Source organism: Antarctobacter heliothermus (assembly GCF_900188425.1).
Lineage (GTDB): Bacteria > Pseudomonadota > Alphaproteobacteria > Rhodobacterales > Rhodobacteraceae > Antarctobacter > Antarctobacter heliothermus.
This window is the reverse complement of record NZ_FZON01000078.1, coordinates 1-14,268: the sequence shown is the minus strand read 5'-3', so window position 1 is coordinate 14,268 and position 14,268 is coordinate 1. Positions and strand designations below refer to the sequence as shown.

Genomic DNA, 14,268 nt, shown 5'->3' with positions numbered 1-14,268 from the left:
ATCAGATCCCGGCTCAGGCTCGGCGGCCAAGCCGGTGATCTCGACCGGCAGGAAGAGAGTGTCATCCTTGGCACCACTGGACGCTTCGGCTTCGGCCGGCGCGAAACGCGGATCCCGCAGCCAGGTGAAGATCAGGTTCGAGTTCATCGCATACCGGCGCGCAACCTGCGCCACCGACACACCGGGCGCGCATGTTTGCCGGCAGATCGAGCGTTTCTCCTCGTCAGACCAGAACCGCTTCTTCTGTCCCTTCATGCCCGTCATGGAGTGCCTCAAGATGTCCATTATCGATCATGGACATTATCGACAGCAGAGGCTCACCGTCAGAGCGGTCACAACGGACGGATACCTCCTGCGGGGCGTTTTCGTATTTCCAGTCCCGAAAGGGCGCGATCTATCAGTCGCGCTCTTCGACGATCTCTACCAGATGCGAAATCTTGCGGATCATGCCACGCACAGAGGGAGTATCCTCCAGCTCACGCACGCGGTGCATCTTGTTCAGGCCCAGGCCCACCAGCGTCTGACGCTGGATGGCGGGGCGACGGATGGGCGAGCCCACCTGTTTCACGACAATGGTCTTGGCCATGGATCAGGCCTCCTCGGTCTCGGCGGCGGCTGCCGGGGCTTCTTCGCGCTTGGGCAGAATGTCAGCGACTTTCTTGCCACGACGCTGGGCCACGTTGCGCGGCGACTGCTGGTTGCGCAGACCGTCAAGCGTGGCGTGGATCATTGCATAGGGGTTCTGCGATCCGGTCGACTTGGCAACCACGTCCTGGATGCCCAGCATCTCGAACACGGCGCGCATCGGACCACCGGCAATGATACCCGTACCTTGCGGAGCGGTGCGCATGGTCACCTTGCCGGCACCAGCATGACCTTTGACGTCATGGTGCAGGGTGCGGCCCTCTTTGAGCGGCACGCGGATCATCTTGCGTTTGGCTTGCTCGGTCGCCTTGCGGATGGCTTCGGGGACCTCCTTGGCCTTACCTTTGCCAAATCCGACGCGGCCCTTCTGGTCGCCAACGACGACAAGCGCGGCAAAGCCAAAGCGCTTACCACCCTTGACGGTCTTGGACACACGGTTGATCGCTACGAGACGATCGGCAAACTCGGGGGTCTGCTCTTCGCGGCGGCCACGGCCACCGCCACGGTTGTTATCACGTTCTGCCATCAGGCATTCCTTTATCTCGTGGTGCCCAAGAGCACCGAATGGTTCAATCGCAGTGAGCCGCAAGCGGCCCCTCGATCATCGAGACGTTTCCGTCTGCAAAGCACGCCGGGCATAGCCCGGCCCACACCTCGCCGAACCCGGCGAGAAAGACGGTAGGCCGGGCGTTTGCCCGGCCCGCCGCCATCAGATCTTCAGACCTGCCTCGCGGGCAGCGTCGGCAACGGCCTTCACCCGGCCGTGGAAGAGGAACCCCCCACGGTCGAAATAGGCTTCTTCGATCCCGGCTGCCTTGGCGCGTTCGGCGATCGCCGCACCCACCTTGGCCGCTGCTTCGACGTTGTTCTTGCCGACAACGCCCAGCGAAGGCTCCAGCGTCGAGGCGGCGGCTAGGGTCTTGCCCTGCACGTCGTCGATCAGCTGGACCGAGATGTTCTTGTTCGACCGATGAACCGACAGGCGGACCCGCCCTGCGTTCACCTTGCGAAGTTTGTTCCGGACGCGCAGACGGCGCTTCTGGAACAGTACACGTTTGCTGTTTGCCATGTTCCGCGTCCTTACTTCTTCTTGCCTTCTTTGCGGAAGATGAACTCGCCTTTATAGCGAATACCCTTCCCCTTGTACGGCTCCGGCCGGCGCCAGTCGCGAATGTTCGCTGCGACCTGACCAACCTGCTGCCCGTCATGACCTTCGACGATGATCTCGGTCGGTTTGGGGCAGGTTACTGTGATGCCGTCGGGGATCGGGAAATCCACGTCATGCGACAGGCCCAGGTTCAGTTTCAGGGTATTGCCCTGCAGCTGTGCCCGGTAACCCACGCCGTGGATTTCCAGTTCCTTCTTGAAGGTGGTTGTAACGCCGTGCACCAGGTTCGCCACGACCGTGCGCGACATCCCCCACTGCTGACGCGCGCGCTTGGACTTGCCGCGAGGCTCGACCTTGATGGCGCTGTCGTCGACGATGAGTGTAACGTCATCGGTGGCCGTAAAGCTCTGGGTGCCTTTCGGCCCCTTCACTTCGATGGTCTGGCCCGAGACGCTGGCTGAAACGCCCGAGGGCAGGTCAACCGGCTTTTTGCCAATACGAGACATGTGTAGGCCTCCTTAGAATACGGTGCAAAGCACTTCGCCGCCAACATTGGCTGCGCGTGCATTCGCGTCCGACATCACACCCTTGGAGGTGGAGACAATCGACACACCCAGACCCTGACGGACCTGCGGGATGTCATCGACACTCATGTACACGCGACGACCGGGCTTGGAGACCCGTTTCACTTCGCGAATGACAGGGGTGCCATCGAAATATTTGAGGCTGATTTCCAGCGTCGGGTGACCGTTCACGTCGGTGCCGGACTCGTAGCCACGGATGTAACCTTCATCCGCGAGCACATCGAGAACCCAGCCACGCAGTTTGGACGCGGGGGTCGAGACGGTGGACTTGCCACGCATCTGCGAGTTGCGGATACGGGTGAGCATATCGCCGATAGGATCGTTCATCTATATACCCTCCCTTACCAGCTCGACTTCACGACGCCCGGCAGCTTGCCGTTCGAACCGAGTTCGCGCAGGGCGATACGGCTGATCCGGAGCTTGCGGTAGTAGGCGTGCGGACGACCCGTCAGCTGGCAGCGGTTGTGCAGCCGTGTGGGCGAGGAATTGCGCGGCAGTTTGGCCAGCTTGAGCCGGGCCTTGAAGCGCTCTTCCATCGACTTGGATTCGTCGGTTGCGATTTCTTTCAGTTCAGCGCGCTTGGCGGCATACCGGGCCACCAGGCGCTCGCGCTTTTTCTCGCGCTCGATCATGGATTTTTTCGCCATGTCTTGCTCCTCTTACGCCTTGGTGAACGGCATGTTGAAATGGGCCAGCAACGCTTTTGCCTGAGCGTCAGCGCTGTGTTCGCCGAACTGGATGGCGTTGGTCGTCACGATGACGTCCATGCCCCAGACTTCGTCGACCTTGTCGAATTCGATCTCGGGGAACACGATATGTTCCTTGAGACCCATCGCAAAGTTTCCGCGACCGTCAAACGACGGCTTCACACCGCGAAAGTCACGGATGCGCGGCATCGCGACTGTCACCAGACGGTCAAGGAATTCATACATGCGCACGTCGCGCAGCGTGACCTTGGTGCCGATGATCATGCCTTCGCGCAGACGGAACGGCGCGTGCGATTTCTTGGACTGGGTGCCGACGGCCTGCTGGCCGGCGATCTTGGTCAGGTCTTCGATGGCCGACTTGGCTTTTTTCGAATCGCGGACCGCCTCGGCGCCACAGCCGATGTTCAGAACGATTTTCTGCAACGACGGGATCTGCATGTCGTTGGTGTAACCGAACTGCTCCTTCATCGCCGCCTTGATCGTGTCCTTGTACTGGACCTTCAGGCGCGGGGCGTAGGTATCCATATCAAGCATCAATCACGTCCCCCGTGGTCTTGGCAAAACGGACCTTCTTGTCGCCTTCCATGCGGAAACCGACGCGGGTCGGTTTGCCGTTGGCGTCGACAAACGCAAGGTTGCTCAGGTCCAGCGGCAGGGCCTTGGGCACGCGGCCCCCCTGGCTGTTCTGGGTCTGGCGGGTGTGGCGGATGGCGGTGTTCACACCATCGACCACGGCCTTGCCGGCCTTGGGGTCAACAGAGACGATCTCGCCTGTCTTGCCCTTGTCCTTGCCGGTCAGGACGATGACGGTGTCACCCTTCTTGAGCTTGGCAGCCATCTTACAGCACCTCCGGGGCGAGCGAGATGATTTTCATGAAGTTCTTGGCACGCAGCTCACGGACAACCGGTCCGAAGATACGGGTGCCGACCGGCTCGCCATTGTTGCCGAGGATCACGGCGGCGTTACGGTCAAAGCGGATGGTGGTGCCGTCTTCACGGCGAACTTCCTTGGCGGTGCGCACGACGACGGCCTTGCGGACGTCACCCTTTTTCACGCGACCACGCGGAATGGCCTCTTTCACCGACACCACAATGATGTCGCCGACAGAGGCATAGCGGCGGTGTGAACCGCCCAGAACCTTGATGCACTGAACTTTCCGGGCTCCGGAATTGTCAGCAACATCCAGATTGGTCTGCATCTGGATCATAAGTTATCTCCCGACGTCCCGAACCGCTCTGCAGAGAACATTGGCCCGGGGGTTTCGAATGTCACCGGGGCCGTGTGAACGGCCCCGGGTCGCCCTTAGTGGGCAGCTTCAGCTTCGGCCTTCTGAGACGCGGCGGCCACTTCGGCGCGCTGCTTCTCATGTTCGGCGATCATTTCTTCGGTCATGATTTCCCAGCGCTTTGTCTTGGACTTGGGCGCGCATTCGCGGATCATGACGCTGTCGCCAACGTTGAACTGTTCGTTCTCGTCGTGGGCGCGGTATTTCTTGGTCTTCTTGATCGTCTTTTGCAGAACGGGGTGCTTGAAGCGACGCACGATCTGGACGGTCACAGTCTGCTTGTTGGCGGTCGACGTGACGGTGCCGGTAAGGATACGCTTGGGCATCTGTTAAGCCTCCGCAGTCGACGCCGCAGCGGCGGCTTTTTCGTTGAGAATGGTCATGATCCGCGCAACGTCGCGACGGACCACGCGAATACGCGAGGTGTTTTCCATCTGGCCGGTGGCCGCCTGGAAACGGAGGTTAAAGGCCTCCTTCTTCAATTGGACAAGCGTGTCCCGGAGCTCGTCCGGGGTCTTGTCACGGAGTTCGTGGGCGTTCATGCGCCTCTCCTTTTCTACAACATCACCGGAGGGCCCCTGCCTGCCATGGCTGCAAGGTCACCCTGTGTCCGGTGGAGTCCGTGGATGAGCGGTTGCCTTAGTCTCGAATCTGCACAGGTGCAAGCCTTTTCTCCATACGCCGCCCTGACCCGCCGATCTGCAGCGTTTCAAGCGCTAAAATCGCCATTTTCGGGCCTGTGGCCCGGCGGTCCTCACCGGATGCAACGGGATCGATTCTGCACGGTTGAAGTGGCCATCCGCCGCCCGATATACTTCACGCGCGCTCCAGCAGGGAACAGGCCATGTCCGATCAGCATCCGTCCGACGACGACGCGCTTTACAGCCGGATCGGGGCCGGGGGCCATTCCCATGCGGTCATGCTGGAACAGGCCGCGCGGATCGCGCAACTGGGCTATTTCGTCTTCAACGTGAAGGAGTCGATTGTCGAGGTCTGCTCGGTCCGCCATGCCGCCATCTTTGGCCAGTCGCCAGACGATTTCATCGACTCGGTTTCAGGTCTCAAGGGACCGATGGAGATGATCCACCCCGAGGACCGCGACCTTCTGCGCGAGGCCTATCAGCGGTTGCTCAAGGGCGAAACCATCGAGATGGAGTACCGGTTCTACCGCACCGACCGTAGCATGGGCTACATCCGCGAAACCGTCGCCCCGGATTACGATTCCTCCGGTCAGGTCGTGCGCGGCCTTGGCAGTAGTCTGGACGTCACCGACACCCGCCGCGCCGAAGAACGCAAGGCCCAGGCAAACCGGCTGGCGGCCTTGGGCGAACTGACCGCCGGTGTTGCCCATGACGTCAACAACATCCTTGCCGTGGTCATGGGCAATGCCGAACTGTTGCAGGACGACCTGCAAGATCCTGCCCCCACGCAATTGCTGTCCGAAATCGTCTCGGCGGCACGGCGCGGCGGCACGCTGACCCAAAGCCTGCTGAACTTTGCGCAACGCGCCACGATCCGCCCTGTCCCGCTCGACCTTGGCGAAGAGATGGCGCAGGCGGCAGGCATGTTCGAACGGACCACGCTGAAGAAACCCGTCATCGAAATAGATCGCGGCGCCACGGAACTGCCGATTTACGCCGACCGGGACAACCTTCAGTCGGTCATCCTCAACATCCTGATCAACGCCCGCGACGCCATTCGGGACGGCGGGTCCATCCGGATCACCTGCGCGGCCCAGCAATTCGACCGGCCCGAAGACACCGGGCCGCCCGCGCCGGGGTCTTATGCCTGCCTCACGATCCAGGACGACGGGGCGGGCATCCCGCCGCAATACCTCGCCCGTGTCACAGAACCCTTTTTCACCACCAAATCACGCTCCAACGGATCGGGGCTTGGCCTGTCCATGGCCGCCGGCTTCATGCGGCAGTTGGGCGGTGAGATCGTGATCACATCCCAACCCGGCGCAGGGACCACCGTGCGGTTGTTCTTTCCCCTCCACCTTGATGTCCCGGCGCAAACTGATACGGGCGCGCAGGGCAGACCCGCCACCTTTGACAGGCTGCATGTCCTGCTGCTGGAGGATGAGGACGCTATCCGCACCGTCCTGCAACGCAACCTGACGCGGTGGGGCTTTACCGTGACCGCCGCCAGCACCGGGCAAGAGGCCATGGCAGCGGTAGAGACGCACCGCTTCGACTTCGCGCTGTTGGACAACTACTTTCCCGGAGATCTGAGTGGCGTCGACATTGCGGCACAGGTCAAAGCCCGAAATCCCGCGACGCCGGTGATCCTGCTGACCGGAATGGCGCATCTGGACAGTGGCGCGGACCGGGCGGTCATCGACCTTGTTCTGGCCAAGCCCATCGCGGCCCAGGAGTTGCGGGCCCGGATCGCAGCATTGGTTGAAACCGCGCACCCGCCACGGTCAGAACCGGCCTGATCCCGCAACGCGCCCCGCTCCGTCATCACATGGCCGGGCCTATTCCCACTTGTAGTTAAAGCTGACAGAGACGCGGTTTTCCTCTGCCATGTTCAGCGGCACCTCGTGGCGCAGCCAGCTTTCCCACAGCAGCACGTCCCCTACCTGCGGCGCGACATAGACAAAGGGGCGCAATTCCTCACGGCAATCCTTGCGCCGGGTCGGGGCCGCCATCATCATGGCCAATCGCGGATCTTCCAGTTTCAGCGCCGACGCGCCTTCGGGCATCGCCACATAGGTCGTCCCCGAGATCACCGAATGCGGGTGGATGTGGCTGGAATGGGTGCCGCCTTCGGGCAGGATATTGATCCAGATGTCCTCCAGCACCAGCGCCTTGTCGCCCAGATCAAATTCCAGATCCTTGGCAAAGGCGGCGACATGTTTGTCCAGCACCTTGACCAGTTCGGCAAAGACCGGGAACCGCCACGGCAGATCGGTCAGCGAGGCATAAGAGGTATAGCCAGGATAGCCATGTTCCTCGCACCAGTCCTGCCCCGCCTCGTCGTCCTCGGCGATGGAATAACACGACGCGTCCAGTTCATCGGTGTCGATGGTGCCATGCTCTGACAGCTTGGCGTGATAGAGGCGGGTTGCGAAAAGCGAGCGTATCTGGGTCATGGCCGCCCTTTAGCCCAAGCGCCGGGGCGGGGGAAATGGAATCTCAACCTCTTGGCGTCATGGTCGCGGCCAACCCTGAGGGAGGAACAGAATGTTCCCGATCCGCTGCCTGATCCTGCTGGCGCTGTCGGCCCTGCCCGGCCTGGCCATTGCGCAATCCGCCTCGCTGTTTCCACATGGCGACGGCGCGGCGCGTGCGCCGTTGATTCCGGCCCGCGCAACCGCTCTGTCGGGGCAGGCCCGCGCTGCCAGCCTGTTTGCCGGAAATGGTCAACTCGGGTTCTTTGCCCCCCTGCCCGACCGCAGCCCGCCACCGCAGGTCCGGGCATCCATTGGCCCCTTGTCGGGCAGCGGTGCCGCCGCCCAGTTGCGCAGCCTGATCGCAGAGGCGGAATCCGGGGCAGACAGCTATGATGCCGTCATTCACGGCGCCCGGATCAGACCGCCAGGGCGCCCCACCGATTTGACCGTGCAACAGGTCTATGACTGGATCGCCGCCACGCCCGGCCAACCTCACGCCATTGGCCGCTACCAGTTCATTCCCGTCACCCTGCGCCGGCTGGTGGACAAGGTCGGCGTCAGTCCGGCCACCCGCTTTGACGCGAAACTGCAGGACAGGCTGGCAGATGAACTGCTGGCGGAGGCCGGGATGCTGGCCTTTCAACGCGGCGAACTCACCCGCCGCAGCTTTATGTACCGCTTGGCCAAGATCTGGGCCGGTCTGCCGCTGCCCTCGGGCGAGTCCTATTATGAGGGCTACGCCGGCAACAAGGCGACGATGACATGGGCGCGTTTTGACGGCGCGATGGCGCAGATCTTTCCGGGGTAGCGTGGCACCGCTGTTGCTGCGGGTGATGCCTCTGGATAGTCTGTTTCGACACTGTCCCAGAACGGAGCTTGCCCGCATGTCCGGCCCCAGAACGTTGATCGCCGCTCTCGCCCTGGCCCTCGCGGTCGGTCTTGCCCCGATGCCGGGACAGGGACAATCCACCGCCATCGAAGGGGCGAGCGGCGGATCGGCCCTCTTCATGGCTGGCTGGACAGTCGATCTTGGCGCGCCCGAGCAACGCGACGGCGGGCTCTACCTCGCCCCGCCCGCCGAGGGCCGCACCAGCTACTATATCGCCCCGCCCAGCTTCACCGGATCACTCTCTGACAAGGTCGCGCTGGTATTCGAGAAGAAAAGCTGGGGCGGCACCTACTACCGCGATGGCGACACATGGCGCGGCGATGTTGTGATCTACGGCGGCTCCATGGTCGCCGCCTATACCATCGCAGAGGACCATTCGGGTGAATGGCGGCGCTATGTGATCCCGCTGGCGGACACCGGCTGGACGCTGTCGGGCCGCACCCCGTCATTGAAACAGATCCTGAGCAATGTGACCCGGATCGAAATTCGCGCCGAATACGGCGCTGGCGACGATTTTTCGATCCTTCGCAATGTCGAGCTTCGGTAACGAAAAACCCCCGACGCCTGCGCGCCGGGGGTCAATTTCTTCATAGCGGGTGTTTCACCCAAGACTTACCAGTCTTCGCGAACCACGACGCGGGTCTTGATCGGCAGCTTCATCGCGGCCAGACGCAGCGCCTCGCGGGCGATGTCCTCACCAACACCGTCGATCTCGAACATCACGCGGCCGGGCTTGACCTTGCAGGTCCACCGATCGACCGAACCCTTACCTTTACCCATACGCACTTCGATGGGCTTGGCAGTGACGGGCGTGTCCGGGAAGATACGGATCCAGACGCGACCCTGACGCTTCATGTGACGCGTCATGGCACGACGTGCGGCTTCGATCTGACGCGCGGTCACGCGCTCGGGCTCCAGGGCCTTGAGGCCGAAGGTGCCGAAGTTCAGATCGGATCCGCCCTTGGCCAGACCTTTGATCCGACCCTTTTGTACCTTGCGGAATTTAGTACGCTTTGGCTGAAGCATGATTACCTCCGATCATCCCGGCGGCCGCCACCGGCGCCACGAGGGGCCGGGCCGTCCTGGATTTCCTGGGTCTTCCGGTCATGGGCTTGCGGATCATGTTCCATGATCTCACCCTTGAAGATCCAGACCTTGATACCGATGATGCCGTAGGCGGTGGTCGCCTCAACGTTGGCATAATCGATGTCGGCCCGCAGTGTGTGCAGCGGCACACGGCCTTCACGATACCATTCGGTCCGCGCGATTTCCGCGCCGCCCAGACGGCCCGCGACGTTCACCCGGATACCCAGGGCGCCCATGCGCATGGCGTTCTGAACCGCACGCTTCATCGCGCGACGGAAGGACACGCGACGCTCCAGCTGCTGGGCGATCGACTCGCCAACCAGCTGCGCGTCCAGCTCGGGTTTGCGAACCTCGACGATGTTGAGGTGCAGTTCCGAGTCGGTCATCGACGCCAGCTTCTTGCGAAGCACCTCGATGTCCGCGCCCTTCTTGCCGATGATGACGCCCGGACGCGCAGTGTGCACCGTGACGCGGCACTTCTTGTGCGGACGTTCGATGATCACGCGGCTGATTCCGGCCTGCTTCGGCGGGTTGCGGTACTCTTTGAAGATGAAGTCGCGGATCTTCAGATCCTCGAGCAACAGATCCCCATAGTCCTTGGTGTCGGCGTACCAGCGGCTGTCCCAGGTGCGGTTCACCTGCAGACGCATACCGATCGGGTTTGTTTTATTACCCATTAGGCTTGCTCCTCAACCTGGCGCACCTTGATCGTGAGTTCCGAGAACGGCTTGTTGATCCGGCCAAAACGACCGCGCGCCCGGGGGCGGCCCCGCTTCATGACCAGGTTCTTGCCCACATAGGCCTCGGCGACGACCAGTTCGTCGACGTCCAGACCGTGGTTGTTCTCGGCGTTGGCGATGGCCGACTGCAGGCACTTCTTCACGTCACCGGCGATCCGCTTTTTCGAGAAGGTCAGGTCCGTCAGGGCCTTGTCCACCTTCTTGCCACGGATCAACTGCGCGACGAGGTTCAGCTTCTGCGGCGAGGTGCGCAGCATGCGCAGCTTGGCCATTGCTTCGTTGTCCGCCACGCGGCGGGGATTCTTATCCTTGCCCATGGCTTACTTCCTCTTCGCTTTCTTGTCGGCGGCGTGACCGTAATAGGTACGGGTCGGGGCGTATTCGCCGAACTTCTGACCAATCATGTCCTCGGACACGTTGACCGGGATGTGCTTGTGGCCGTTGTAGACACCAAACGTCAGGCCCACGAACTGGGGCAGGATCGTCGAGCGGCGCGACCAGATCTTGATGACTTCGTTCTTGCCCGACTCGCGCGACTTCTCTGCCTTCTTCAAGACATAGGAATCGACGAACGGACCTTTCCAGACGGAACGCGACATAAATTACCGCCCCTTCTTCTTGGCGTGACGCGAGCGGATGATCAGCTTCTGCGACGCCTTGTTGGTGTTGCGGGTGCGTTTGCCCTTGGTCGGCTTGCCCCACGGCGTCACCGGATGGCGACCCCCAGAGGTACGGCCTTCACCACCACCGTGCGGGTGGTCGATCGGGTTCATGACGACACCGCGAACGGAGGGGCGCTTGCCCATGTGGCGCACACGGCCAGCCTTGCCGAGGTTCTGGTTGCTGTTGTCGGGGTTCGACACGGCACCCACGGTGGCCAGACATTCCTGACGCACAAGGCGCAGTTCGCCCGACGACAGGCGGATCTGGGCATAGCCACCGTCACGGCCGACGAACTGGGCATAGGTGCCCGCGGCGCGTGCGATCTGACCGCCCTTGCCGGGCTTCAGCTCGATGTTGTGAACGATGGTACCGATCGGCATACCAGAGAACGGCATACAGTTGCCGGGCTTGATGTCTGCCTTCTTGGAAGAGACGATCTTGTCGCCAATGCCAAGGCGCTGGGGCGCAAGGATATAGGCCTGTTCGCCGTCGTCGTACTGGACGAGCGCGATAAAGGCGGTACGGTTGGGGTCATATTCAATCCGGACCACGATGCCGTTGACATCGAATTTGTTCCGCTTGAAATCGACGATCCGGTAGAGGCGTTTCGCCCCGCCACCGCGGCGGCGTGCCGTGATACGTCCGGTGTTGTTCCGGCCGCCCTTTTTCGTCAGACCCTCGGTGAGGGCCTTGACGGGACGTCCTTTGTACAGCTCCGAACGGTCGATCAGCACCAGCCCGCGCTGGCCCGGCGTCGTAGGTTTGTACGACTTGAGTGCCATGCTTTCTGTCTTCCGTTAGCTAGCAGCCCCGTTACCGGGACTTATGTAGGGCGGGGTTTGGCCCGCCTCTGGTAAAGGCCCCTCGACAAATGTCCGCAGGTGCCCGGTGGTGTAGGCCCCTCGACCGAAGTCCGCAGGTGCCCGAATCATGTGCCCGCAGACAATAACAAAGCCCCGGACGAATCCGGGGCTGCTGCGGATGGTGTCTGTTAGGGGAGGATGGGGGTGGGGTCAAGAGGTTCAATTGCCCGCGCTACACACTTGATCTAACAGAATTAGTGCCGTTTATCACAGGAACGAGCTAAATGTTTACCTGACAAGAAACTTGAAAAAGCCTCTCAATTTGCTAAGCTCTCTGAAAAAAATAAACTGACCGATCCACGGTGACTTCATTGCGTCGAAAAGGAACATATATATGCCCAGTTATAAAAAATCTATGTTTTCGGTCGTTATTCGTATCACGCTCGCCGCGCTTTGTTGGTTTGGCCTTAATAATCAAGTCGCCGCAGAGTGGCGGGGTTCACCGTTACCAAGCCCGACTGATGTAGTCGCGGAATGCACTCAGCATTTTGCGACAGGGAACAACTTGGTTTGCAAACTAGGCCGGGGCGGGCCCACAGGATCTTTCTTGTGGTGTCATTTGCATGGTCGTCACCAAGGCAGAACGGGAACCAGTCATTACAGAACCGCTCCACTTGTGACGGGTCGCGGTGGTTTTCACTATGGCATCGCACCATTGCAAACGCTGACGATCGGTTCGGATCCCTTCAAAGAAGACGTAAACAAACATGCATATCTGCAAATGGTTATGCCACCCGAAAATTATTCAAACCTTCTTCCAGATGACCCTGAGGTTAAGGTTCACTGCATTGCTTCGAGAAAGAAGGATGGTTTTGAGGATGAAATGGCTAGAACGATCGGAGAAATCTTGGGTGAGGTTTCTGCCCACTACAGGAATGAACTCGTTAGGTATCTAAAAGGTGAGATTTCTAGCAAGGACATACTACCAATCCTGAATAGTGGGATACCACTGCCGTTCTGAGCAACTCCTATTGCGATGGAAATTTGTTCCCTCAGCGAACCGTACGGTGCGTGCTCGCACGCACCTTTTCCCCCCGAACCTCCCCTCTCAAACCACCGAAAACATGAACCGTCCGTAAAAATGCCTCTGTAGTTCGTCCTGAACAAGTCGCAAGCATCTGAATTTGTTTGGTGATCCCGGTAAAACTGTAGCAGGAAATTGCAGGGTTTCGTATGATGGGTGCGGAAACCTTGCAGATCCCGGAGCCGCGATGAAGCCTCATTCCCGCATTGAAGAGCAGGACGATCTCCTGCGTCCCCGTCTGACCGACATGATCGATCTTCGGCACGAATTGGCGAAACTGGAAAAGCTGATCGACTGGGAGTTCTTCGAGACGGAATGGGCCGGTTTCTTTCCCTCCACGACAGGGCGGCCAGCGACATCGCCGCGCTTGGTCGCGGGGCTGCTGTATCTCCAACACGCCTATCGTCTGTCCGACGAAGCTGTCGTCGCCCGATGGGTTGAAAACCCGTACTACCAGCACTTCACCGGCGAGACATTCTTCCAGCACCGCCCGCCCATCGATCCTTCCTGCTTGACCCGCTGGCGTAAGCGGATTGGCGAGGAAGGGGCCGAGTGGCTGCTGACCAAGACGATCGAGGCTGGGCGCACATCCGGTTCCGTTGATGACGGAAGCCTCGCACGCATTTCCGTAGACACGACGGTGATGGAGAAGAACATCGCCCACCCGACCGACGCACGCCTGTATGAAAAGGCGCGCCGCCAGCTTGTCACCCTGGCTGACGAAGGCGGGATCACGCTGCGCCAGAACTACAACCGCCTGGCTCCGCGCCTGGCGATGCAGATCGGGCGCTACGCCCATGCCCGACAATTCAAGCGCATGCGCAAGGCCCTGAAAAAGCTGAAGGGCTACACCGGACGTGTCCTGCGAGATATACGTCGCCAGTTGGATGCGATCCCCCAAAGTCCCTTCCGCGAGCGCGTGCTGGACGCGCTCGTTCTGCTGGGCCGCCTGCTGCACCAAGGCCCCAAGAGCCGTGGCAAGATCTACGCCTTGCACGAACCCGAGGTCGACTGCATCTCGAAGGGCAAGGCGCGCAAGCGCTATGAGTTCGGCACGAAGGTCAGCCTCGCCACCACGATCGACGAGGGTTTTGTCGTCGGCATGCGAGCCCTGCCGGGTAATCCCTACGATGGGCACACCTTGTCTGAAGCCCTGGAGCAGGTCGCAATCCTGACCGGTAAAACCCCGGAACTGGCCGTCGTGGACCGTGGGTATCGCGGCCACGGTGTATCGACGACAACAGTGCTGATCAGCGGCACCCGCCGGGGACTGACGCCAAAGCTGAAGACGCTTCTGAGGCGGCGCAGCGCCATCGAGCCCGAGATCGGACACATGAAAACCGATGGACGCCTGTCGCGCTGCCCGCTGAAGGGGACGTTCGGCGATGCCATCTTCGCCGTCCTCTGCGGCTGCGGCCACAACATCCGCAAAATCCTGGCCCATCTTAGGGCTTTGTGGTCCATCGTCATGGCCGCATTCCGCGCCGCCGTTATGCCCGGGATCAGGCCAGAAAACCGCTATATCGTCGACCGATCAGGTTGTTCAGCCTGAACT

At 61.0% G+C, this 14,268-nt stretch carries 23 protein-coding genes; 5 read left to right on the top strand and 18 right to left on the bottom strand.

The features are described 5' to 3' along the window. The 12 genes from CHB90_RS23520 to rpmC all read right to left on the bottom strand — a co-directional run. Positions 1 to 264, bottom strand: a 264-nt coding sequence (locus CHB90_RS23520; RefSeq protein ID WP_141135960.1) for a transposase, incomplete at its 3' end; no start/stop codon positions are given. A 133-nt stretch (positions 265 to 397) separates the two neighbouring features. Next, a complete protein-coding gene (gene rpmD / locus CHB90_RS23515) occupies positions 398 to 586 on the bottom strand; it encodes a 50S ribosomal protein L30 (RefSeq protein WP_089280198.1) in 189 nt (62 codons plus the stop codon). Positions 587 to 589: 3 nt separating this feature from the next. Next, positions 590 to 1,171, bottom strand: a complete 582-nt coding sequence (rpsE, locus tag CHB90_RS23510; protein WP_089280197.1) for a 30S ribosomal protein S5 — start codon at positions 1,169 to 1,171, stop codon at positions 590 to 592. A 183-nt stretch (positions 1,172 to 1,354) separates the two neighbouring features. Beyond that, positions 1,355 to 1,714 (bottom strand): 50S ribosomal protein L18, encoded by a 360-nt coding sequence (gene rplR / locus CHB90_RS23505; protein ID WP_089280196.1) that lies wholly within the window; start codon positions 1,712 to 1,714, stop codon positions 1,355 to 1,357. 11 nt (positions 1,715 to 1,725) lie between these two features. Then, positions 1,726 to 2,259, bottom strand: a complete 534-nt coding sequence (gene rplF, locus CHB90_RS23500; RefSeq protein ID WP_089280195.1) for a 50S ribosomal protein L6 — start codon at positions 2,257 to 2,259, stop codon at positions 1,726 to 1,728. Between the two features lie 12 nt (positions 2,260 to 2,271). Then, the gene (gene rpsH / locus CHB90_RS23495) at positions 2,272 to 2,664 is read right to left on the bottom strand and encodes a 30S ribosomal protein S8 (RefSeq protein WP_089280194.1); all 393 of its coding nucleotides are present in this window, start codon (positions 2,662 to 2,664) and stop codon (positions 2,272 to 2,274) included. 14 nt (positions 2,665 to 2,678) lie between these two features. Further along, positions 2,679 to 2,984 carry a 30S ribosomal protein S14 gene (gene rpsN / locus CHB90_RS23490; protein ID WP_089280193.1) on the bottom strand — a complete coding sequence of 102 codons (306 nt, stop codon included), beginning with the start codon at positions 2,982 to 2,984 and terminating at the stop codon, positions 2,679 to 2,681. 12 nt (positions 2,985 to 2,996) lie between these two features. Further along, a complete protein-coding gene (gene rplE, locus CHB90_RS23485; protein WP_089280192.1) occupies positions 2,997 to 3,578 on the bottom strand; it encodes a 50S ribosomal protein L5 in 582 nt (193 codons plus the stop codon). After that, positions 3,571 to 3,882, bottom strand: coding sequence for a 50S ribosomal protein L24 (rplX, locus tag CHB90_RS23480; protein WP_089280191.1), 312 nt, complete (start codon positions 3,880 to 3,882; stop codon positions 3,571 to 3,573). The genes rplE and rplX overlap by 8 nt, the downstream gene beginning before the upstream one ends. A gap of 1 nt (position 3,883) precedes the next feature. Then, complete coding sequence (gene rplN / locus CHB90_RS23475; protein ID WP_089280190.1) at positions 3,884 to 4,252, bottom strand: 50S ribosomal protein L14; 369 nt, start codon at positions 4,250 to 4,252, stop codon at positions 3,884 to 3,886. A 95-nt stretch (positions 4,253 to 4,347) separates the two neighbouring features. Then, on the bottom strand, positions 4,348 to 4,656 hold the full coding sequence (gene rpsQ / locus CHB90_RS23470) for a 30S ribosomal protein S17 (RefSeq protein ID WP_089280189.1): 309 nt from the start codon (positions 4,654 to 4,656) through the stop codon (positions 4,348 to 4,350). Positions 4,657 to 4,659: 3 nt separating this feature from the next. Continuing rightward, positions 4,660 to 4,872, bottom strand: coding sequence for a 50S ribosomal protein L29 (gene rpmC / locus CHB90_RS23465; protein ID WP_089280188.1), 213 nt, complete (start codon positions 4,870 to 4,872; stop codon positions 4,660 to 4,662). Between the two features lie 302 nt (positions 4,873 to 5,174). On the opposite strand from rpmC, the gene CHB90_RS23460 reads away from it, so the two are divergent. Beyond that, positions 5,175 to 6,770, top strand: coding sequence for an ATP-binding protein (locus tag CHB90_RS23460; RefSeq protein WP_089280187.1), 1,596 nt, complete (start codon positions 5,175 to 5,177; stop codon positions 6,768 to 6,770). A gap of 39 nt (positions 6,771 to 6,809) precedes the next feature. Here the strand turns inward: CHB90_RS23460 and CHB90_RS23455 are convergent, their stop codons facing one another. Further along, positions 6,810 to 7,427 (bottom strand): 2OG-Fe(II) oxygenase family protein, encoded by a 618-nt coding sequence (locus tag CHB90_RS23455; protein WP_089280186.1) that lies wholly within the window; start codon positions 7,425 to 7,427, stop codon positions 6,810 to 6,812. A gap of 91 nt (positions 7,428 to 7,518) precedes the next feature. Between CHB90_RS23455 and CHB90_RS23450 the strand changes: the two genes are divergently transcribed. Continuing rightward, complete coding sequence (locus tag CHB90_RS23450; RefSeq protein ID WP_089280185.1) at positions 7,519 to 8,256, top strand: lysozyme family protein; 738 nt, start codon at positions 7,519 to 7,521, stop codon at positions 8,254 to 8,256. Between the two features lie 76 nt (positions 8,257 to 8,332). Beyond that, on the top strand, positions 8,333 to 8,884 hold the full coding sequence (locus tag CHB90_RS23445; protein WP_170941170.1) for a laminin B domain-containing protein: 552 nt from the start codon (positions 8,333 to 8,335) through the stop codon (positions 8,882 to 8,884). Positions 8,885 to 8,949: 65 nt separating this feature from the next. Here the strand turns inward: CHB90_RS23445 and rplP are convergent, their stop codons facing one another. From rplP to rplB, 5 genes are read right to left on the bottom strand one after another with little or no spacing between them, the layout of a single operon-like run. Beyond that, positions 8,950 to 9,363 carry a 50S ribosomal protein L16 gene (gene rplP, locus CHB90_RS23440; RefSeq protein ID WP_089280183.1) on the bottom strand — a complete coding sequence of 138 codons (414 nt, stop codon included), beginning with the start codon at positions 9,361 to 9,363 and terminating at the stop codon, positions 8,950 to 8,952. Positions 9,364 to 9,365: 2 nt separating this feature from the next. Continuing rightward, positions 9,366 to 10,100 (bottom strand): 30S ribosomal protein S3, encoded by a 735-nt coding sequence (rpsC, locus tag CHB90_RS23435; RefSeq protein ID WP_089280182.1) that lies wholly within the window; start codon positions 10,098 to 10,100, stop codon positions 9,366 to 9,368. Beyond that, entirely contained in the window at positions 10,100 to 10,480 is a 381-nt protein-coding gene (gene rplV, locus CHB90_RS23430) for a 50S ribosomal protein L22 (protein ID WP_089280181.1), read from the bottom strand. The genes rpsC and rplV overlap by 1 nt, the downstream gene beginning before the upstream one ends. Before the next feature lie 3 nt (positions 10,481 to 10,483). After that, positions 10,484 to 10,762, bottom strand: coding sequence for a 30S ribosomal protein S19 (gene rpsS / locus CHB90_RS23425; protein WP_089280180.1), 279 nt, complete (start codon positions 10,760 to 10,762; stop codon positions 10,484 to 10,486). A 3-nt stretch (positions 10,763 to 10,765) separates the two neighbouring features. Next, positions 10,766 to 11,608: a 50S ribosomal protein L2 gene (gene rplB / locus CHB90_RS23420; protein WP_089280179.1), complete on the bottom strand. Its 843-nt coding sequence runs from the start codon at positions 11,606 to 11,608 to the stop codon at positions 10,766 to 10,768. A 415-nt stretch (positions 11,609 to 12,023) separates the two neighbouring features. Between rplB and CHB90_RS26335 the strand changes: the two genes are divergently transcribed. Beyond that, entirely contained in the window at positions 12,024 to 12,650 is a 627-nt protein-coding gene (locus tag CHB90_RS26335) for a hypothetical protein (RefSeq protein ID WP_141135959.1), read from the top strand. A 250-nt stretch (positions 12,651 to 12,900) separates the two neighbouring features. After that, positions 12,901 to 14,265, top strand: coding sequence for an IS5 family transposase (locus CHB90_RS23415; RefSeq protein WP_089279942.1), 1,365 nt, complete (start codon positions 12,901 to 12,903; stop codon positions 14,263 to 14,265). Positions 14,266 to 14,268 lie beyond the last annotated feature (3 nt).